This is a genomic window from Protofrankia coriariae (assembly GCF_001017755.1).
Taxonomy (GTDB): domain Bacteria; phylum Actinomycetota; class Actinomycetes; order Frankiales; family Frankiaceae; genus Protofrankia; species Protofrankia coriariae.
Window position 1 is genome coordinate 1 of record NZ_JWIO01000026.1, and the last position, 17,791, is coordinate 17,791.

Annotated in this window: 20 protein-coding genes; 11 read left to right on the plus strand and 9 right to left on the minus strand. The window is 69.2% G+C overall.

Annotated features, from left to right (window positions below; all coding sequences use genetic code 11):
- Nucleotides 1–861: 861 nt before the first annotated feature.
- The 4 genes from FrCorBMG51_RS15650 to FrCorBMG51_RS15665 are packed head-to-tail and all read right to left on the minus strand — an operon-like array spanning nt 862 to nt 2,119.
- Complete coding sequence (locus tag FrCorBMG51_RS15650) at nt 862–1,134, minus strand: helix-turn-helix domain-containing protein (RefSeq protein WP_047223813.1); 273 nt, start codon at nt 1,132–1,134, stop codon at nt 862–864.
- Nucleotides 1,135–1,194: 60 nt separating this feature from the next.
- Nucleotides 1,195–1,392, minus strand: coding sequence for a hypothetical protein (locus FrCorBMG51_RS15655; RefSeq protein ID WP_047223814.1), 198 nt, complete (start codon nt 1,390–1,392; stop codon nt 1,195–1,197).
- A complete protein-coding gene (locus FrCorBMG51_RS15660; protein WP_139342474.1) occupies nt 1,389–1,736 on the minus strand; it encodes a hypothetical protein in 348 nt (115 codons plus the stop codon). The genes FrCorBMG51_RS15655 and FrCorBMG51_RS15660 overlap by 4 nt, the downstream gene beginning before the upstream one ends.
- Nucleotides 1,733–2,119: a hypothetical protein gene (locus FrCorBMG51_RS15665; RefSeq protein ID WP_047223816.1), complete on the minus strand. Its 387-nt coding sequence runs from the start codon at nt 2,117–2,119 to the stop codon at nt 1,733–1,735. Before FrCorBMG51_RS15665 ends, FrCorBMG51_RS15660 begins: the two co-directional genes overlap by 4 nt.
- Nucleotides 2,120–2,417: 298 nt before the next feature.
- On the opposite strand from FrCorBMG51_RS15665, the gene FrCorBMG51_RS15670 reads away from it, so the two are divergent.
- The gene (locus tag FrCorBMG51_RS15670; protein WP_047223817.1) at nt 2,418–3,179 is read left to right on the plus strand and encodes a GntR family transcriptional regulator; all 762 of its coding nucleotides are present in this window, start codon (nt 2,418–2,420) and stop codon (nt 3,177–3,179) included.
- A gap of 1,522 nt (nt 3,180–4,701) precedes the next feature.
- Nucleotides 4,702–5,289 (plus strand): lytic polysaccharide monooxygenase, encoded by a 588-nt coding sequence (locus FrCorBMG51_RS15675; protein WP_083731348.1) that lies wholly within the window; start codon nt 4,702–4,704, stop codon nt 5,287–5,289.
- Between the two features lie 202 nt (nt 5,290–5,491).
- Here FrCorBMG51_RS15675 and FrCorBMG51_RS15680 read toward each other — a convergent pair whose 3' ends face one another.
- Nucleotides 5,492–6,217, minus strand: coding sequence for an aminoglycoside phosphotransferase family protein (locus FrCorBMG51_RS15680; protein WP_083731347.1), 726 nt, complete (start codon nt 6,215–6,217; stop codon nt 5,492–5,494).
- Between FrCorBMG51_RS15680 and FrCorBMG51_RS26940 the strand changes: the two genes are divergently transcribed.
- Nucleotides 6,153–6,674, plus strand: coding sequence for a YdbT family protein (locus FrCorBMG51_RS26940; protein WP_162233227.1), 522 nt, complete (start codon nt 6,153–6,155; stop codon nt 6,672–6,674). The two genes, FrCorBMG51_RS15680 and FrCorBMG51_RS26940, sit on opposite strands and share 65 nt — an antisense overlap.
- On the plus strand, nt 6,671–6,907 hold the full coding sequence (locus tag FrCorBMG51_RS31415) for a hypothetical protein (RefSeq protein WP_047223818.1): 237 nt from the start codon (nt 6,671–6,673) through the stop codon (nt 6,905–6,907). The genes FrCorBMG51_RS26940 and FrCorBMG51_RS31415 overlap by 4 nt, the downstream gene beginning before the upstream one ends.
- A 26-nt stretch (nt 6,908–6,933) precedes the next feature.
- On the opposite strand, the gene FrCorBMG51_RS15695 is transcribed toward FrCorBMG51_RS31415, so the two are convergent.
- Together FrCorBMG51_RS15695 and FrCorBMG51_RS15700 are read right to left on the minus strand one after the other, a co-directional pair.
- Nucleotides 6,934–8,025, minus strand: coding sequence for an LLM class flavin-dependent oxidoreductase (locus FrCorBMG51_RS15695; protein WP_047223819.1), 1,092 nt, complete (start codon nt 8,023–8,025; stop codon nt 6,934–6,936).
- The gene (locus FrCorBMG51_RS15700) at nt 8,022–10,181 is read right to left on the minus strand and encodes a heavy metal translocating P-type ATPase (RefSeq protein ID WP_275452057.1); all 2,160 of its coding nucleotides are present in this window, start codon (nt 10,179–10,181) and stop codon (nt 8,022–8,024) included. Before FrCorBMG51_RS15700 ends, FrCorBMG51_RS15695 begins: the two co-directional genes overlap by 4 nt.
- A 98-nt stretch (nt 10,182–10,279) precedes the next feature.
- Here FrCorBMG51_RS15700 and FrCorBMG51_RS15705 point away from each other — a divergent pair, with 98 nt between their 5' ends.
- On the plus strand, nt 10,280–10,666 hold the full coding sequence (locus FrCorBMG51_RS15705; protein WP_047223820.1) for an ArsR/SmtB family transcription factor: 387 nt from the start codon (nt 10,280–10,282) through the stop codon (nt 10,664–10,666).
- A 138-nt stretch (nt 10,667–10,804) separates the two neighbouring features.
- On the opposite strand, the gene FrCorBMG51_RS15710 is transcribed toward FrCorBMG51_RS15705, so the two are convergent.
- Nucleotides 10,805–11,305, minus strand: coding sequence for a protein-tyrosine phosphatase family protein (locus FrCorBMG51_RS15710; RefSeq protein ID WP_047223821.1), 501 nt, complete (start codon nt 11,303–11,305; stop codon nt 10,805–10,807).
- 507 nt (nt 11,306–11,812) lie between these two features.
- Between FrCorBMG51_RS15710 and FrCorBMG51_RS15715 the strand changes: the two genes are divergently transcribed.
- The 6 genes from FrCorBMG51_RS15715 (at nt 11,813) to mnhG (ending at nt 16,752) form a co-directional block, all read left to right on the plus strand.
- A complete protein-coding gene (locus FrCorBMG51_RS15715) occupies nt 11,813–12,571 on the plus strand; it encodes a peptidoglycan-binding protein (protein ID WP_047223822.1) in 759 nt (252 codons plus the stop codon).
- A gap of 1,439 nt (nt 12,572–14,010) precedes the next feature.
- A complete protein-coding gene (locus FrCorBMG51_RS31420; protein ID WP_235433617.1) occupies nt 14,011–14,742 on the plus strand; it encodes a proton-conducting transporter transmembrane domain-containing protein in 732 nt (243 codons plus the stop codon).
- Nucleotides 14,743–14,773: 31 nt separating this feature from the next.
- A complete protein-coding gene (locus FrCorBMG51_RS15725) occupies nt 14,774–15,427 on the plus strand; it encodes a proton-conducting transporter transmembrane domain-containing protein (RefSeq protein WP_235433625.1) in 654 nt (217 codons plus the stop codon).
- A complete protein-coding gene (locus FrCorBMG51_RS15730) occupies nt 15,424–16,128 on the plus strand; it encodes a Na+/H+ antiporter subunit E (RefSeq protein WP_200902460.1) in 705 nt (234 codons plus the stop codon). The genes FrCorBMG51_RS15725 and FrCorBMG51_RS15730 overlap by 4 nt, the downstream gene beginning before the upstream one ends.
- Nucleotides 16,125–16,349 (plus strand): MrpF/PhaF family protein, encoded by a 225-nt coding sequence (locus tag FrCorBMG51_RS15735; protein WP_235433618.1) that lies wholly within the window; start codon nt 16,125–16,127, stop codon nt 16,347–16,349. Before FrCorBMG51_RS15730 ends, FrCorBMG51_RS15735 begins: the two co-directional genes overlap by 4 nt.
- Before the next feature lie 40 nt (nt 16,350–16,389).
- Nucleotides 16,390–16,752 (plus strand): monovalent cation/H(+) antiporter subunit G, encoded by a 363-nt coding sequence (gene mnhG, locus FrCorBMG51_RS15740; protein ID WP_047223824.1) that lies wholly within the window; start codon nt 16,390–16,392, stop codon nt 16,750–16,752.
- A gap of 80 nt (nt 16,753–16,832) precedes the next feature.
- Here mnhG and FrCorBMG51_RS15745 read toward each other — a convergent pair.
- Nucleotides 16,833–17,791: right-handed parallel beta-helix repeat-containing protein (locus tag FrCorBMG51_RS15745; protein ID WP_157180527.1), on the minus strand; the 959-nt coding region annotated here is incomplete at its 5' end.

Below are 17,791 nucleotides of genomic sequence, written 5' to 3' on the forward strand. Positions count from 1 at the left end.
TCCCGGACAGGAAAAGGGGAAGGAAGTGGCGGGTGGGACCGGGAAGAAGAGAGTTTTTATATGTGGTATGCCGCGCATGACGGAAGGGCTGCCACGGCCCGACCCTACGCTTCAGGCTGCACGCCCCGGAAGACGCGCGATTGTGTGTTATGTGGTCCCACACGCGGCAACGGCCGGCCGGCCTGGGCTGTTCCAACATGCCGGTCAATGGCCGGACAACACCGGGAGGGGTAGTGGTTGCGGCAGGCGGGGTGGGGTGCAACGCGGACCCTTCCTCTCGGCCGGAACGGGACGGGACGGCGGGCGGGGGCAGTCCCCCGCTACGGCCGTTACATGCCTGGTCAGCGGGGCCTACACGGCCCGCTACGGGTGTAGCGGGGGGTGTCTACGGGCGGGCCCGTCGGCGCCGGTGGGTAGCCGGGGGTGTGGTGCCGGCCGGGGACCGCGGGCACCCCTCTACAGCCCCCGCCGTACGCCCTGTGTGACTGCCGGCGGGTGCGGCCCGGGAGGGAGGGAGGCAAGGTCCGCAGAGCTCCCGGCGACGCTGGGGGGCACAGGCGGGTCTCTCAGGCACGCCTCCCTGCCTCCCTGTAGGACGTCTGCGCAGGTCAGGCCGGGGAGTTCCGCCAGGGAGGCGGGTAGGGAGAACTCCCTGTGGCCGGGCCGGCTCCCTGTCCGCCTCCCTGCGACGGTCCGTTACCGCCGTGGGCCGTGGCTCCGGTACCACGACCGACGGTGGCCCCGGTACCGGTACCGGCCGTGGCTCCGGTACCACCGCTGACCGTGGCTCCGGTACCAGGGGTGGCCGTGGCTCCGGTACCAGTGGTGGCCCCGGTACCGGCGTGCCGTGGCCCGGACAACTCACGCCCTGTCCTCCGCCGGACCGTCCGGGGTGAGCAGGTCGCGCAGCTGCGCGGTGACGACGTACAGCCGGCCGCCGATCCGCCGGACCGGAAGCTGCCCGGCCTTGGCGTACCGGTACGCCACCGCCCGGGAGAACCCCAACACCTCAGCGGCGACCCCCACCGAGATCAACGGCTTCAGACCCGCCAACGGGTCGACCACCCCCGGCGGGGTCGAAGCGGCCAGCGCGGCGCCGGTAGGAGGAGTGGCCGCCGGGGCAGGCGTGATCATCGCGAACGTCTCCTGTCGAGTCAGGTGGATATCGGTACGGAGGGCCGGTGGGCCGGTGGGCTAGCCGATCGCCCCAGACAGGGCGTCGCGCTGCACGGCGGACAGGCCGTGCCAGTGGCACACCCCGGAACCGGCACGGTGCTCCCGCGTGTCGCACCCCGGCCGGGCGCAGACCCCGGCGACGACCAGGACAGCCCCACCGGACAGGGCCCGGGTCGTCCCTGCTGTCCCGGTGCTCTTCACCCGCGGCAGCGTCATCGGGCACCCCGGGTCTTGCGGTCGAGCAGAAGCCCGGACGCCACATCGACGCTTTGCCGTTCACGCCGCTTACCGCCGTACAGCGCCGACGCCGCAGACAGCAACGTCCGGCACGTCTGCTCGTCACGGCTCCTCAAGGCACGCCGCCGGGTCTCCGCCGCCGCCCGGTCCCGCTCCCGGACCTCCGGCACGCCCAGACGGGCCGCGCCCTGCTCGACGAACCCCCACCCCTGCTCGTTGGTGGCCTCACCGCGCGTCGGCATGTCCGACGCGGACAGCGCCATCGCCAACTCGCCGCTGTGCCACGAGCGCGGGGACACCGACCGCTTCCCACCACCGCTCACCGGGCACCCCCGGCCGCCTCGGCCGCGAGCATCTCGCTGACCGCCTGGCGGGCGAACGCCAACCCCGCGACCTGGTCGGCGTCCAACACGGACGTCTCGGTCTCCTCGACGAACCGTTGCGCGGCGTTGCTGCCGTTGAACCCGATGAACAAGTCGATCTGGTGGCGGACCTGCGCCGGGGTCGACAGCTCGTCGTCGTCCGCGCCGGAGTTCGCCACCGCCGCCACCATCAGCTCGAACGACAGCGGCACCACCGGCCGGGCGTAGGACACCGTCGGCCCGTAGGTGCCTTCCTCGTAGTCCGGCACCCCGCACAGGGCGCACACACCCGTACGGGACCCACCGTCGCCGTCATCAGCGGCAAGCAGGACAGGAAGCGTCATCACACGCCCTTCCACCAGCCCCGGCACCCGGCCGGGAGCACGCCAACACCAGACGTGGAAGGCGCCACAAGGAAGGACAGACGCTGTACGCTCCAAGGAGCGATGCCAAGTCGCGTCCGGCCCGGTGTGGGTTGCCTCCCACCCGGGCCTTCTTCATGTCCAGAAGGCCCGGCCGCCTCAACGGGTTGCCTCCCGTCCCGGCGTGTGTCGACAGTAGCAGCATGCCCTAAGGCATGTCCACATGCCCTAGGGCATCTTTTGAAGATCTTCTGTCGGTGTGCTCGATATGGTCTAGGGCATGTCCACGCCAAGCCGCCTGCCATACGCCCGGATCGCGGCATCGCTGCGAGGCAAGATCGAAGCAGGGGAGTACCCGCCGGGTAGCCGGCTTCCTCCGCACCGCGAACTTGCCCGGACGTTCAATGCCGCTCAGGAGACGATCCGTCGCGCGATCGCCCAGCTTCAGGCGGAAGGGCTCGTTGAGACCCGTGGCCAGCACGGAACCTTCGTCCAGACCCGGCCATCGGTCCGGCGCATCACCACCGACTTCTACCGACGACGCCCGCCGGGTTCTACGGAGTCGACGTCACCATTCGCCCGGTCCGCCACAGCGTCGGGCGGACGAGCATCCTGGGATCACCGGACGACGCGCGAGACAGCAGACGAGCAAGTTGCCGAACGACTCGCCATCCAGCCCGGCGAGCCAGTGATCATGACGCGATACCTCTATCGCTACGACGGAACCCCGATTCAAACGGCCACCTCATGGGAGCCCGCAGCCCTCACGGTAGGCACGCCGATCGAGCTGCCCGAGGAAGGTGCAGCAATCGGTGTCGTGGCACGCTTCGACCTGATCGGCCAGCGGATCGACTCGGTGGAAGAAGAGATCGTTGCGCGGCCACCGATGGCAGACGAAGTCAAGGTGCTCGAACTACCGCCAGGTGTCTCCGTCCTTGCGATGAAGCGCACCTACCGAGTTGGTGACAAGCCGGTTGAGACCGCAGACATCATCATGGCCGGCCACCGATCCATACTCTGCTACCGGCTTGCGGTGACCTGAGGCGAAGTCGGCGGCCCTCCGGGGCGGTCGTAGGGATAGCTGGGGAAGCGGTCCACGACTTCCCCATAGGGCGTTTCCGCAGGTGAGCCGGGGGAAGCAGGGCGGGGAAGCGGGTAGGGAAACTTCCCCAGGACCCGGCCGCTTCCCCACACATTCCCTCGTTGATCCCCTTCCCGATATATCGCTCTCTGTGATTATCTGATTGCTGGTCGGTATCGGGATGGCCTGTGCCAACTTTCCTTACTTGTTCAAGCGCGGCCCTCCGGGCCGCAAAGACCACGGGGCTCCGCCCCGAACCCCGGCCCTCTCTCTGGAGGTGGGTCGAATGTGTGTTCGTTTCCGGTGGTGGGTGGGGGCATGTCCGCTGATCACCTCCGCCGGACGGGCACCCCGAGGGCTACCCCGGAACCTCCCGACCGCGCAAGGGCCGGCGGCAAAGATCGAACTCGAGTGAGGATGCGGCCCTTGCCCGGCCGGGAGAACCCGGGGTAGGGCGAAGCCTGCCCGACCGACGGAGGTGATCAGCTCGGCTCGACGTCTGGCGAAGCCGTCGCACACGGCCGGGATCAACGTCTCGGCCGGGATGTCGACCAGGGTGCGCCGTGCCGTGCGGGGCCCGTCCGTCCGCNGTCCGTCCGCCGCGCCGCGGACTGCGCGTGGCGCCGGGGGCGCCATGCTCGCCGGGCGCGTCGGACGTCCACCCACCCGGCACGGCGCCAGGTGCACAAGCCGGTGCACGAGACGTCCGAGACGAGCCGGAACGGCTTTGATCGTCCGTGTGAAACGTCGATCGCTGACGGGGTGCGATCTGGACGAACGGGACGAACCCCGATGATCGCCCGACATGACAATGAACTCGCACGGAGGAGGCCAGGGGTTCGAGTCCCCTCACCTCCACCAGAGTTGCCATGTTCGAACCCCGGTTGGCCTCGTCCGACCGGGGTTGATCTTTTTCTGCGGGAAGTGGGCCGTAGGGCCGCTGCCGGGCAGGTAGCCGGTGAGGCTCGGTGGCTGTCCGTCCAGGTCGGGGTCGTCGTGTTGGTCGGTCTCCATCGTGTCTGCGGGATCTTTTCGATGACTCCGGCTGGGATCGCCAGCGTCACGCCGTACGGCTGACGCCGCTGGAAGCGGCGTCAGCAGGCATCCCGAAGAGGAGACGTGCTGCTGCAGTTGACCGTCAACGGGTAGACCGTTCTCGCGGGCTCGCACTGGCGGTCTGATCAGTGGCTCGGCAGAGCCTGACATGTCTTGACTCCGCTGAACGCAACAGACCCTGCGCCGGTCCGTGGCGGGCCGCCAGGTTGCGGCTGGACTCTCCGGCGTCGATTCACGACCGAACCGCAGGAAGCGACGCCCGCCTCCGGTAACCGGGGTGCCTCGGGCCGCTCGGACCAATTTATGAGAATCGCAACCGTTCTGGACGCCGTCCTTTTTGTCCCGCGGCGGCGGGAACTCGCGAGAAACACGCTCGCCGGCTGATTGATGCGCACGACACCCCTGCTCGCCGAACTATGCTTCCGTCATGGTGGATATCACAGGAACACAACAGTCGATACGTCACGGGTCTGTCATCGAACCCGTATCCAGGGCGGCTATCTATCTTGAATCGTGGCAGGCCGCCGGTCTGGAGGCAGGAAAGTTCTTCCCGGCGACCGAAAGCGGTCTGCTCGACCCCTTCGCCCCCGACGACGTCCCCAACGCCCAGCCCCCCGCGGACGGCAGGATCGCCAGCGCAGGGCAGGACTTCGCCGCATCGCTGGACGAACCCAGGTCGGACTGGCAGACGCATACGGTCTCCAGCGGACAGAAGCTCCAGGTCAGCTGGAGCTACCACGCCGCGCACAAGACGCGCCGGTGGAACTACTTCCTCACCCGGGACGGGTGGGATCCGAACAGGCCGCTTTCCCGCGACCAGTTCGAGTCGGCTCCCATCCACACCGAGCAGTTCTCCGGCCAGCCGTACTGGTCAGCCGATCTCCTGCCACCGGACCCGACCAGGCACACGATCACCCTTCCACGCCGGAACGGCTACCATGTACTGCTGGCGGTATGGGAGGTTGCTGACACCGGAAACGGCTTCTACCAGGTCATAGACCTGACTTTCTCCTGACCTTTTCAGAAGACCCGCCAGTCGCGGAGAGGAACCATCGCGGAGCCAAGCCAGCGGTCACCGAAGGCGGCGGGCCGCATGTCCTGCCGGTTTCGAGCCGGCACAGGTCCAGATTGACGGGCTCAGATGGATCCAGCGGCTGGCGGGCTTCAGGTTTCTCGCGGGCGCCCCAAGCCGGAACCCTGCCAAATACCGGGGCCGGTCACAGGCCTGCCATCCCTATTTGTCCGGTTTTGTGGCACGCGAGAAGCGTGTCGTGTTCGTCGGCCTGGTAGGCAGTCTTGTGGAGGTGAACGGCGAGGTCATAGACGGGGTCACCCCACAGCGCCAGCTCCCAGTCAAGGAAGTAGGTCCGCCCACCGGAAAGGATCATGTTCTTGCGGTGGACGTCGGTGTGTAGGAGCCGGAACGGCCGGGGCCACAGCCCGGCCCAGGCACGATCGATCGTGCTGAGAGGTTCCGCGGGGATGCCGAGAGCGTCGAAGAGGCCGCCGAACTCGGGAAGGAAGCGGGTGTGAACATCGGCGGTGATCGCGGACAGCCGGCCGGCGAAGGACGCGGTGTCGCCGTCGTCGGGCCAACCTGGCGGGACGGCCGGTATGTGGTCGCGGGGAACAGCGCCAAGCTGCGCGAACAGTTCGGCGACATCGTCAAGAACATGGGACGGCACGCGGACACCGCGTGGGGCGACATCATCAAGAAGCTGCCCGGCGATGAACTCGTGGATCTGGAACCGGGGGTTGTCCTGGGTATGGAGAAGCCGGGGCACGGAAGCGACCGTGCCCCGGACAGCGCGTAGCACTTCGGGCTCCGGCCAGATGGGCAGGTCCATGACGTCTGTGCCCGCGGCAAGCACGACATCGATGCTGCCGTTGAGAGAAACCGAGGTCGGCGCATGGAGTCGCATCATCACCGCGAACATTTTCATCTGGGCGACACTCGTCGTCGTCGCACTGTCGACGGCCGTCTACGTCCCGATCACATTCTCCGGCGACATCGGCTCCGGTGTTTTCGGGCTGGTGATCATAGTTGTGGTGGCCGTGCCGCTGGCGTCCTTCATCAGGCTCCGGATCACGGTGGACTGGCGTGGCCTTCGAATCGTGTCCCTTCTACTGCACATCCCGCTCAAGCGCATTCCCCTCAACAAAATTCGCGCCGTCGAAACCATGGAGATTCGGCCCTCAGAATGGGGCTGTTGGGGTTACCGGATCATGCCCGGACGATCCGCTCTCGTCCTGCGCGCCGGCCCTGGCATGGTTGTGACAAACATCGACGGCAAGCAGTTCGCCATCACCCTCGATGACCCCGAAACCCCCGCCGCCCTGCTGAACACCCTCGGTTCCCAGCCGTCCGACGTGACCGCATCCCTCGGAGGCCCACGATGACCGAGATGATCTCCGCTCTGATCGGCCGTGGCATCGCCGCCGCCATGTCCGCGTTCGGCCGCCTCCCCGGCCGTCGTAGTTTCCGGCCAGTCCTGTGGATCATCCGCTCTCGCACCGGCATGAGCCGGATGAGCCGAATGAGCCCTGCCCTGAGCCTGTGCGTGCAGGAGGCCAGGGGTTCGCCTGGGATTGCGGGCGTGCCCTCGCGCTCGTCGCGTCTACGGGATCTTTGATGTCCTCGACGGGGCTTCGTGTGCGGTCAGCCGTGGTCCGCGGCGACCGAAACAGGCGCCTCTGACACGGGCCGCGGAGTATGCCAGTCGTCGATCGGCTTGTTCGGGAGCTCCCGGCGGATGACCGGGGCGATCTCGGTGGCGAAGATTTCCAGGGCCGCCCGGTAGTCCTCCGGGGTGAGAGCTTCCGCGTCGACGTGGATGTGCACGAGATCGTACCGGAATTTCTCGTACTGGGTCAGCAGGATGTCGATCACCTGCTGCGGGCTGCCGACAAGCGCCGAGGTCTTGGCGATGAAGTCCTCGACCGTGGCGATTCCGATGCGGTCGATGGCGGCGTGCTCGTAGCGGCGGTTGTACACAAGGCGCCGCTCGAAGACGGGCATGAACTTCCGGACCGCCTCCTGGCTCGTCGCCGCGGCGAAGAAACCGCCGGTGCCGACGCCGACCAGGGCCCGGTCCGGATCGTGGCCGTAGAAGGCGAACCGTTCCCGGTAGTACCGCACGCTCTCGAGATACCGGCCGACGGCGGCGGTCCCGATCGAGGTGAAAATCGGGTCGCCGTGCCGGGCTGCGAAGTCGGCGCTTTCGAGATTCGTGTTGGCGCCGTGCCAGATCCGCAGGTTCCGCCGCCCCGGCCGGGGCAGCGCGGTCACCCTGACCAGCGGCGGCCGGAAGCGCCCCTCCCAGCTCACGTCGGTCTCGTTCCACAGCGCGCGGAAGATCTCGTAGTTCTCGCGCAGCCGGTCCCACTGGTCGTCTGGGGTGACTCCGAAGATGCGGTGGGGCTCCGCGTAGCCCCCCTTGCCGATGACGAGGTCGAGGCGCCCGTCGGCGAGATGGTCCAGCGTCGAGTAGTCCTCGAAGGCACGGAGCGGATCGTGCAGGCCGAGCGTGGAGACGGTCGTGAGCCACTGGATCGTGCTGGTACGGGCGGCGATGTTGGCCAGGATCACGGCCGGCGAGGAGGAGATCGAGAGACCGTCGTGCCGCTCGCCGATCGCGTAGGCGTCGAACCCGAACTGCTCGGCGAGAACGGCCTGGTCGATCAGGCTCGCGATCTGCTGCCGCACGGACTTCCGCTCGTACGGGACACACGGCAGGAGAAGAAGCTTCATCTGTGCTCTCCCGGGGACGGACTGGTGCCACCAGTGTCGGGGTATTCTTCCGTCCAGGTTTGTGAACCGCCCTGGGTAGGCGCAGTTCGTATCCGCAGTTCATATCGGGGTCGCGCAGGATCACGGGCTGGTTTTGCTTTGCTCGCTACCCTCCGGGAGTTTCGCTGTCTCCGGTGATGCCAGGCTCGGGGGTGCAGCAGGCGTAGGCCGTTGAGGCCGACCAGGATGGTGGAGCCTTCGTGGCCGGCCACGCCCAGCGGCAGGGACAGGTGCCCGAACAGGTCCCAGGCGACCAGCGTGGCGATGAACGCCGCCGCCATGGCCAGGTTGACGCTGACGAGGCGGCGGGCTCGGCGGGCCAGAGCGATCATGTTCGTCAGGGCGGTCAGGTCGTCGTGGACGAGGACGATGTCGGCCGCCTGCAACGCCAGATCGGAGCCGTGACGGCCCATGGCCACGCCGACGTCGGCGGCGGCCAGGGCGGGGGCGTCGTTGACCCCGTCGCCGACCAGCAGGACGCGCCGGCCATCCCGCTGCAACGCGCGGACCAGGGCGACCTTGTCGGTTGGCAGCAGCCCGGCATGCGGATCGCGGATGCCGACCTCGGCGGCGAGGCGGCCGGCGGCGCCGGCGTTGTCGCCGGTGAGCAGGAGCGGTGTGCTGCCGGTGAGCGCGGCCAGGGCGCGCACGGTGTCGGCGGCGTGTGGACGCACCCGGTCGGCCACGGTGAGCACCCCGGCGGGGACGCCGTCGACGGTGAGCACCACCGTGGTGTGCCCGGCGGCCTGGGCGGCCTCGACGGCGGCGCGCACCTGCGCGCGGGCGGCGACAGCACCGGATGGTGGTAACGGCGCGCCGTCCAGCAGGCCAGGGCTACCCACGTGGACCCGGTGCCCGTCGACGGTGGCGCTGACGCCGCGTCCGGGCACGGACGCGAAATCCTCGGCGGCGGGAATCATCAGTCCGCGTCCGCGGGCGGCGTCCAGCACCGCCGCGGCGACGGGATGTTCGCTGTGACGTTCGGCGCCGGCGGCCAGCCGTAGCAGGTCGTCGTCGGCAAGGCCCGCCGCCGGCGCGGCGTGGATGCCGGCGAGGCGGGGGGTGCCCTCGGTCAGGGTTCCGGTCTTGTCGAAGGCCACCGCCGTCGTGTCGGCCAGCTGCTCCATGACGACGGCCGACCTGACCAGCACGCCGTGCCGGCCGGCGTTGGCGATCGCGGACAGCAGCGGCGGCATCGTCGCCAGCACGACCGCGCACGGCGAAGCGACGATCATGAAGGTCATGGCTCGGAGCAGGGCCGGTTCCGGTACCCCGCCGAACAGCAGCGGGACCACGAACAGGGCCACGGTCGCCACGACCACCCCGACGGAGTAGTGCCGCTCGACCTTTTCGATGAACAGCTGGGTTCTCGCCCTGGTCGCCGACGCCTCCTCGACCATGGCGACGATGCGGGCGATCATCGACTCGTCCGGGCGGCGGTGGACCCGCGCGGTGAACGACCCGGTGCGGTTGAGGGTGCCGGCGAACACCTCGTCGCCCGGCAGCCTGGGCACCGCCAGCGGCTCGCCGGTGATCGTGGCCTGGTCGACCTCGCTCGCTCCCGCCACCAGCACTGCGTCCGCGCCGATGCGCTCGCCGGGACGCACGCGCATCATGTCGCCGACGTTCAGGTCGGCCGCGTCGACGACATCCTCGGTGCCGTCGGGACGGACGCGGGTGGCCCGTTCGGGAGCCAGGTCGAGCAGGGCGTGCACGGAGTCGGCGGTCCGGGCGGTCGCGACGGCCTCCAGCGCTCCCGAGGAGGCGAAGATGACGATCAGCAGGGCGCCGTCGAAGACCTGGCCGATGCTGGCGGCGCCGAGCGCGGCGACGACCATCAGCAGGTCCACGTCCAGGACGCGGCCGCGCAGCGCGGACAGCCCGGCCCGCGCGGGCTCCCAGCCGCCGGCGGCACAGCAGGCCAGATACAGCCCCCACCACACCGGCCAGGGCGCTCCCGCCAGGTGCGCGGACCCGCCCAGCAGGAACAACACAACGGCCAGGGCCGCCCAGCGCACCTGAGCCAACGCGCACACGGTGGCGGCCCGTCGGTGGGGCGGGCGCTGGCGCACAGGCGGCGCGGCCGCCGTCGTGACAGGGCCGGTCAGGAGTGTCACGCCTGCCAACATATATGCGAATACATGAAGATAGATAGTTAGGAAGATATCTGCACAGACGTACAGGCGTGCAGCGATGCTCGGACTAAGGTGAAGGGGTGCACGGGTCGCTGCCGGATTTCCAGATGCCCAACGACGAGCAGGTCCACCTCGCCGCCGAAGCCTTCCGGCTGCTCGCCGACCCCACCCGCATAAAGATTCTCTGGGCGCTGCTGCACGGCGAGTCGTCAGTGGCCTGCCTGGCCGAACTGGTCGGTGCCGCCCCCACGGCGGTCAGCCAGCACCTGGCCAAGCTGCGCCTGGCCGGTCTGGTCCGCGGCCGCCGCGAGGGCACGTTCGTGTACTACTCCGCGGCCGACGTGCACGTGCAGGCCCTGCTCGCCGAAGGGCTGTTCCACGCCGACCACGCCGACCGGGACCTGCCCGACCATCCCCGCGGCGACATCACCACCCACACCGGCGTCCCCGCAACCGCAACCGGCTGACGGCCGTGCGGGCAGGAACGCCAGGCCGACGACGATCCCGTCGCGGGCCGTCGTCCGACAGGGCGATGGCCATCGCATGTGGGGCCTCGGAAGCCAACTGAGGAACGGACGGCGCAGGGCGTCTGGCTATCCGCGGTGCTACTGGTTCTCACCGGGATCGCGGCTGATCTGGGTCTCGGAGTGGTCGGAGTGGTGGGCGACGAACCATCTGATCCAGCGTCGTTGGCCGGGGGTTTCGACCGCTCGCGGCCGGTAGTGCCGCCGGGTCCAGTCAACGGCGTCGGCGGCGGGGTGGCCGGCGAGGACGGCCATGCAGGCAAGGACGGTTCCGGTGCGGCCGGTGCCGCCGCCACAGGCGACCTCGACCCGCTGCCCGCGGCGGGCGAGCAGGTAGGCGTGGCAGATCGTGGCGGCGGCCATCCCGCCGTCCCGAGGGGTGCGGAAGTCGGGCCAGTCGATCCAGTCCGCGGGCCAGGCGGGATGCCACCGGTTCCCGTGGGGCCGCGGGAACCGGCGGCGCGACGCGAGGTAGAGGCCATAGTCGGGCAGCGGCCCGGGCGGCAGAGGTTCGCGCCGGCCACGTCCGCGCACCATGGTCCCGTCGGGCAGCGCGATCGCACCGGTGAGTTGGCCGCTCATCGACGCATCATGCCTGTTGCTCACAATGCCTGTCGTGGCCTGTCGTGGCCTGTCGTGGGGCCCTGTCGTTGCCCTGCCGTGTACATCGTGATGATGGCGGGCCGGCGGTTGACGGGGGCGACATGGCCTGCCCGGGATGCCGACATGGCCGCGGCAACACGACAATGGCAGGGGTGACGCGGTATGGAGCGAGGCCGGGTGGCATGGCCGCGGTGCCCCGTGGGGCAGCCGAAGAGAAGATATGTGGAACGGATTTGATTCTCGTATCCGCCCGGTCGTCGGCCGTGCGGATCGGGATTGTCCGGGCAGCGTTTGCGCACCGGCCTGGCAGGCTGTCAAGACAATGACAGCATTCCGTCACCGGCGGGATGTCTCGACTCGGCGGACTACGCTCCGACACGGCGGACCTCCTCGACATCCGGGTTTCTTCCCAGCGCATGATCCCGGATGCGGCGGCCGGGCCAGGGGAGCTGTCCGCCGGCGTGTGTCCCGGAAGGAGACGTCCGCATGGCGACCCTGGAGGATCTTGTCGACGCCTGCCGGCGCGAGGAAGCCACCTATCAGCCCAGCGGGCGCGACAACTTCACCAAGTACGGCCGTGAATTCGGCGCGGACGGCCAACCCTGGTGCGTCATGTTCTGCTACGTGGTGGCCGGCTATGCCGGCGTGACCCTGCCGTACAAGACCGCCGGGGTCGTCGACCTGGCCAGCTGGGCGTCCAAAAACGGGAGAAAACGGACGCCGGACGCGATTCAGCCGGGCATGATGGTGGCCTTCGACTGGACGCTGACGCGGACCGGGGTAGCCCCCGTGAAGACGCACATCGGCTGGTGCGTCGAACGGTCCGGCCGGACGATAACGACGGTCGAGGGGAACGTCGGCAACCGGGACGAGGTTGTCAGCAGGACGTACGGCGTGAACGACAGGGCGGTCTGGCTGGGGGTGGACTTCACCGACCTGTTTCCGGCCGGAAACAGGTTCCTGCGTTACCCGAATCTGGCCAGGGGTGCGAAGGATCATTCGTCCACCGGCATTTTCCCGGATCCCGGAAGTCCCGTCCAGACCCTGCAGAACGCGTTGAACATCGTGACCGGTCGGGAAGGAAACCATCCCGACCGGCTGTCCCCGGACGGGGATTTCGGCCCGCTGACGGAGCGGGCCGTCCGCGATTTTCAGGATTTCTTCAAGGTGCCCGAGATCGGTGGGACCGTCGGCGCGAACACCTGGGAGGTCCTGGATTACGTTCTCGACCTCAAAGGACGGTGACCGTGAACCGTCCGGTCGCGAAAAAATATCTTCGGCGGGTGCCGTCGGAACCGATGGAGTGAGCTTCGCGCCGGGAGGGCCAGGGCGCCCGGGAGGGGCGGCGGATTCGGCGCCGTTCGGTGGTCACCGGCCTGGTCGGCCCCTTCGGGGACGGGTGTGGTGGCTGAACGGAGGCGACGGGAGCGCGCCACGCCGCGCCACGCCGCGCCATGGCCGCGTCGACTGCTGGCCGACTGTTGGCGGTGCTCATATTATTGCTTTGGGTGATGTCCCTGTTGCGGCGTTGGCTGATCAGCAAATACACAGCGTTACATTCCGCATCGACAGCTTGGACCATGTACGGTCAGGCCAACGGCTCACATGTCGGTCGATGCGGATGTGGCGCACGGGGGCTGGCACGGTGATAATTAACGCACAGTCAGGATGCCCGCCCTCCGCATTGCGGCATAGCGGCACGCATCGTGGCATGGCGGCATCGGTGCACAGCGAGTCGGCGATGACGCGGACCTGCGACGGGCCATCGGGAGGACGGATCGGTGGCACCGGTCAGGTCACCCGCGTCCGCTGTTGTGGGCGAGGTCCGCGTCTGGTGTGACCGCGCGCCGTGGCCTTCCCCGGAAGGTCGGTCCGGTGTCGGACGAGCGCGCGACAGCGGGTGTGTCCGGCCGCTCTGCCGGGTCTGGCGGCACGGCCACGGCGGGGTTCCGGGCGGGCGGCGCTGACGGGCCCGCGGACGGCGGTGGTGTTCCGCCGGCGGCGGGCAGGGCCATGGCAGTGGGTTGTCGTTGACGTGGCGACGCATCGCCGCGACAGCGTGAGCAGGCGTTGTGACAGCGTGAGCAGGATCGTCGCGCTGCCGCGACGGCACGGCGCCGAGACGCACGGCGGAGACGATGGACGGCACTAACGATGTACGGCAGCAACAAGATGCACAGCGGTAACAAGATACACAGCGGTAACAACTCGACACCAGCAGGGAGCGGGCACCCGATGGCCAGACCACCTGAGACCTTCGAGAACGGGCACGAGGGCAGGAACGGGCACGAGCGGAGCGCCGCGTGCTCGCCGCCGTAGTCGCCCCATCTCGTCCTGGCCGCGGCCCTCCCCGCGTTCGCTGGCCGGCTGGGGCGTGGCGTGTTCCTGCTGGCGGCCACGGTGCCGGCCGTCACCTTCGGATGGTTGCTGACCCAGATCGCCACGGTGCTCGACGGCGGCCGGCCGGCCGAGTNNGACGGCGGCCGGCCGGCCGAGTCGGTGGCCTGGGCGCCGAACCGTCGGCCTGGAGTTCGCGGTCCGGCTCTCCCCGCTGGCGCTGCTCATGGTGCTGCTGGTCACCGGCGTCGGCACCGCGGTGTTCGTGGACTCGTTCTCCTACCACGACAGCCATGGAGCCGGGCACGGCGGCGACCCCGAGAAGAAGGGCGATCCTGAGGGGAGGGGTGCCTCCGAGGGGAGGCAACCAGGTCTGGGACATGCAGGTCGGGAACATGGCCGCGCCACCGTCCGGTGCCGTCGTCACGACGGCGCTGGTGCTCGTCCTGCTCGGCGCGCTGACGAAGTCCGCGCAGATCCCGTTCCACACCTGGCTGCCGGCCGCCATGGTCGCGCCCACACCGGTCAGCGCGTATCTGCACGCCGCGGCGATGGTGAAGGCGGGTGTGTTCCTCGTGGCGGCGCTGACCCCGGCCTTTGCCGGGGTGGACGGCTGGCGGATCCCGGTGGTGGTGGTGGGGGCGGCGACCATGCTGCTCGGCGGTGTCCGGGCGCTGGGCCAGGTCGACCCCAAGCGGATGCTCACCTTCGGCACCATCAGCCAGCTCGGTTTTCTCACCGCGCTGGTCGGGTTCGGGTCGCGTACCGCGGCCCTCGTCGGTGCCACGATGATCCTCGCCCATGGGCTGTTCAAAGCCGCGATGCTCATGGTCGTCGGTATCGTCGACCACCAGGCTGGCACGCGCGACCTGCGTGTCCTGTCCGGTCTGTATCACCCTGGTGGCGGACCGGCTCTCCGGCCTGCTGCTGCTCACCTCGGCCGTCGTGACGTTCGCCGTACTCGCCTACGCGATCGGGCAGGGCGTCACCGAGGACACGCGGCGCGGCAAGAGCACAGTGTTCCAGTCGGTGTACCTGGTGCTCGTCGCCGGGGTGGCGCTCGCCTACCTCACCGGTGACCTGTTCAACCTCTTCGTGGCGTTCGAGGTCATGCTCGTCTCGTCGTACGTGCTGATCACACTGGACACGACGCCGGGACGTATCCGCGCCGGCATGACGTACGTGATCGTCAGCATGACGTCGTCCCTGCTGTTCCTCACGATGCTCGCGCTGGTGTACGCGTCCACCGGGACGGTGAACCTCGCCGACCTGGCCGCGAGGGTCGGCGGTCTGCCCACCGGTCTCGCGGCGGCGGTCCCGGTGACGGCCGTGCTGTTCGCGATGCCGGCGCTCAGCCTGGCCGGCATCCCGCCGTTCTCGGGTTTCGTGGCGAAAATGGCCCTGCTCCAGGCCGGCTCGCAGGTTGGCAGCTGGCTCGTCTACGTCGCGGTCGGGGCGGGCCTGCTGACCAGCCTGCTGACCCTGTACGTGATGGTCCGGGTGTGGAGCCTGGCCTTCTGGGGCACACGCCGGGCGGCCGTGCCCGACCTGGAGCCCGAGGACGACCTGCTGGTCGGCACGGAGCGGGTGAACCGTCCGATGATCCTGGCGACGGGAGGGGTGGTCGCGGTGGGGCTGGCCGTCGCGCTGTTCGCCGGCCCGCTGTTGGCGCTGAGCGGGCGGGCCGCGGACGACCTGCTTGAGCCGTCGGGATACGTCGAGTCCGTCCTGCCAGCGAGAGCCCCGGCAGGAGCCGCGCGATGACCGGGCACACGGCGCCCGAACCGGTCGAACTGGCCCGGCGGGCCCGGCCACGCGATCTCTACACCCGGGTGCTGCGCCGGCCGGGCCGGCTCGGGTGGCTGTGGGCCGTCTGGATGTTGCTGTGGGGCAGACTCACCCCGCTCGCCACGCTCAGCGGGCTGCTCGTGGCCGCGGCGATCCTCCTCGTGTTCCCCGTCCGCCCCATCGATCTCGCCCGGCGGTTCCGGCCGCTGGCCGCGCTGAAGCTGCTCGGCTATCCCGTGGCCGACATCGTGCCGTCGGCGGTCGCCGTTGCCTGGCAGATGATCCGCAACGGGCCGTGGACGCGCTCCGCGATCGTGGCCGTGCCGCTGGGCTCGTCCTCGGAGCTCCTGTCGACCCTGACCGCGAACGCGGTCTCTCTCGCGCCCGGCGCGTTCGTCCTGGAGATCGACCATGAGGCCGAAGCGCTGTACGTGTACGCGCTCGCCGCGGGGGACGCCCAGGCGGCCGAGCGCATCCGCATGGACGTGCTCGACCTGGAGCGCCGGGTGTTCGCGGTGTTCGGCGCGGATGAGGGCGTGCGGGCGGCCGGCGCCACCCGCACCGCGCGGGACGGCTTCCAGCGTGGCGGGGTGGCCGGGACGGCCGAGAAGAACGAAGCGAACGGGGTGAACGGGAGGAAAAGCATGAACGGGACCGACAGGGAAGAACGCCGATGAGCGTCGTCTATACGATCACTTTCGTCCTGCTCAGCGTCGCCGGGCTGCTCACCCTTGCCAGAGCGCTGGTGGAGCCGACCAACCTGGACCGCATCGTCGCCATGGACGTGTTCGTGATCCTCATCGTCGCGGGGGTCGCGGTCGAGATCGGGATGCCAACGAGGGCTGGAACATCGCGCTCGTCGCGGTCGTCGCGCTGTTGGGTTTTCTCGGGTCGCTGACCGCCGCCCGGCTGGTCGAGCGGAGAGGAACCACCCGCTGATGATCCGCGATGTGATCTCCGCCGTGCTGCTGCTGTCGGGTGCGCTCTTCTCGCTGCTGGGAGCGTGGGGGCTGCTGAGATTTCCGGACGTCCCGTCCCGGTTGCAGGCGGCCACCAAGCCTCAGACGGTGGGGCTGCTGGCGATTCTCCTCGGCAGCGCCGTCCAGCTTGCGCCGCGGCATGCCGCCGGTCTGCTTCTCGTCGCGCTGCTGCAGCTCGTCACCGCGCCGGTGATCGCCCAGCGGGTCGGTCGAGCGGCCTATCGCACCGGACGCGTCCGCCGCGACCTGCTCGTGGTGGACGAACTGGCCGAACGGCGAGGCGAGATCGCGAGCCCGGGGCAACCGGCGGCCCAGGGCTGACCGGCCGGCCACCGCGAGGCCGGCGATGACGATGGAGAACCCACCGTGTCGCCTTGACCGTAGGTCGTCGGCGCGTGCGCCTAGCGTGTGCAGGTCACGTTGGACGCGCCTTTGTTGGCGGCGGTGACGGTGTTGGTGCAGGAGACGATGTTCCGGGTCTGGGTGGGTTTGTCGATGTTGATGCCGTAGCCGGGGCCGCGGACGTCGAGCTGGTTCCCGGTGATGATGTTGCCGGTGCCCCAGCCGTCGACGACGACGTGGGTCTGGATGCCGTCGAGGGGGCTGTGGGTGCCGGTGTTGCCTTCGACGCGCCAGTTGTTGCCCTTGAGGTCGATCCAGGAGTCGGCGTAGTTGGCGCCGGTGATGGTGGCGCCGTCGAAGTGGTTGCCGCGGACGAGGCCGCCGGTGGTGGCTTCTTTGATGTCGATGGCTTCGGCGGTGACGCCGCTGATGGTGTTGCCGATGATCTGGTTGCGGTCGGAGGTGTCGGGGCGGCCGCCGCTGAAGCGTTTCCAGTTGGATTCGGCGGTGCCGATGTAGATGCCTTCGCCGTAGCCGGGGTCCTTGCGGCCGGTTCCGGTGACGGTGGTGCCGACGATGAAGTTGTCGGTGGAGAAGTTGCGGAGGTGGATGCCTTCTTGTCCGATGGCGCGGACGAGGAGGTTGGTCAGGACGGCGCCGGTGGTCTGGTCGGCCATGACGCCTTTCTGGCTGTTTTGGATGGTGAAGCCGTCGAGGTGCCAGTGGTCGGCGTTGTCGAGGTGGACGGCGTAGCCCTTGGTGAGGTCGCCGCCGTCGATGATGGCGTTGTGGGTGCCGCGGATGGTGATGGGGGTGGTGGGGGTGGCGGGGTGGTTGGCGGTGAAGGTGCCGCGGTAGGTGCCGTCGGCGAGGTGGATGAGGTCGCCGGGGCGGGCGCCCGCGAGGGCGGTGGTGAGTTGGTCGGTGGTGGTGACCTCGATGGTGCGCAGGGGGGGTGGGACGGACGGGAGCGCGGCGAGGACCGCGGCCGGCACCGGCGCGGCCGATACGGTGGGCG

Excerpts from the sequence above, each read along its gene's own strand:
- FrCorBMG51_RS15665 (WP_047223816.1), bottom strand. The coding sequence starts at position 2,119 with ATGACGCTTCCTGTCCTGCTTGCCGCTGATGACGGCGACGGTGGGTCC.
- FrCorBMG51_RS15735 (WP_235433618.1), top strand. The coding sequence starts at position 16,125 with ATGAGCGTCGTCTATACGATCACTTTCGTCCTGCTCAGCGTCGCCGGG.
- FrCorBMG51_RS15650 (WP_047223813.1), bottom strand. The coding sequence starts at position 1,134 with ATGATCACGCCTGCCCCGGCGGCCACTCCTCCTACCGGCGCCGCGCTG.
- FrCorBMG51_RS15730 (WP_200902460.1), top strand. The coding sequence starts at position 15,424 with ATGACCGGGCACACGGCGCCCGAACCGGTCGAACTGGCCCGGCGGGCC.
- FrCorBMG51_RS26940 (WP_162233227.1), top strand. The coding sequence starts at position 6,153 with ATGCTGCCGTTGAGAGAAACCGAGGTCGGCGCATGGAGTCGCATCATC.
- mnhG (WP_047223824.1), top strand. The coding sequence starts at position 16,390 with ATGATCCGCGATGTGATCTCCGCCGTGCTGCTGCTGTCGGGTGCGCTC.
- FrCorBMG51_RS15710 (WP_047223821.1), bottom strand. The coding sequence starts at position 11,305 with ATGAGCGGCCAACTCACCGGTGCGATCGCGCTGCCCGACGGGACCATG.
- FrCorBMG51_RS15715 (WP_047223822.1), top strand. The coding sequence starts at position 11,813 with ATGGCGACCCTGGAGGATCTTGTCGACGCCTGCCGGCGCGAGGAAGCC.
- FrCorBMG51_RS15655 (WP_047223814.1), bottom strand. The coding sequence starts at position 1,392 with ATGACGCTGCCGCGGGTGAAGAGCACCGGGACAGCAGGGACGACCCGG.
- FrCorBMG51_RS15680 (WP_083731347.1), bottom strand. The coding sequence starts at position 6,217 with ATGAAAATGTTCGCGGTGATGATGCGACTCCATGCGCCGACCTCGGTT.
- FrCorBMG51_RS15670 (WP_047223817.1), top strand. The coding sequence starts at position 2,418 with ATGTCCACGCCAAGCCGCCTGCCATACGCCCGGATCGCGGCATCGCTG.
- FrCorBMG51_RS31415 (WP_047223818.1), top strand. The coding sequence starts at position 6,671 with ATGACCGAGATGATCTCCGCTCTGATCGGCCGTGGCATCGCCGCCGCC.
- FrCorBMG51_RS15725 (WP_235433625.1), top strand. The coding sequence starts at position 14,774 with ATGCTCGTCTCGTCGTACGTGCTGATCACACTGGACACGACGCCGGGA.
- FrCorBMG51_RS15695 (WP_047223819.1), bottom strand. The coding sequence starts at position 8,025 with ATGAAGCTTCTTCTCCTGCCGTGTGTCCCGTACGAGCGGAAGTCCGTG.
- FrCorBMG51_RS15675 (WP_083731348.1), top strand. The coding sequence starts at position 4,702 with ATGGTGGATATCACAGGAACACAACAGTCGATACGTCACGGGTCTGTC.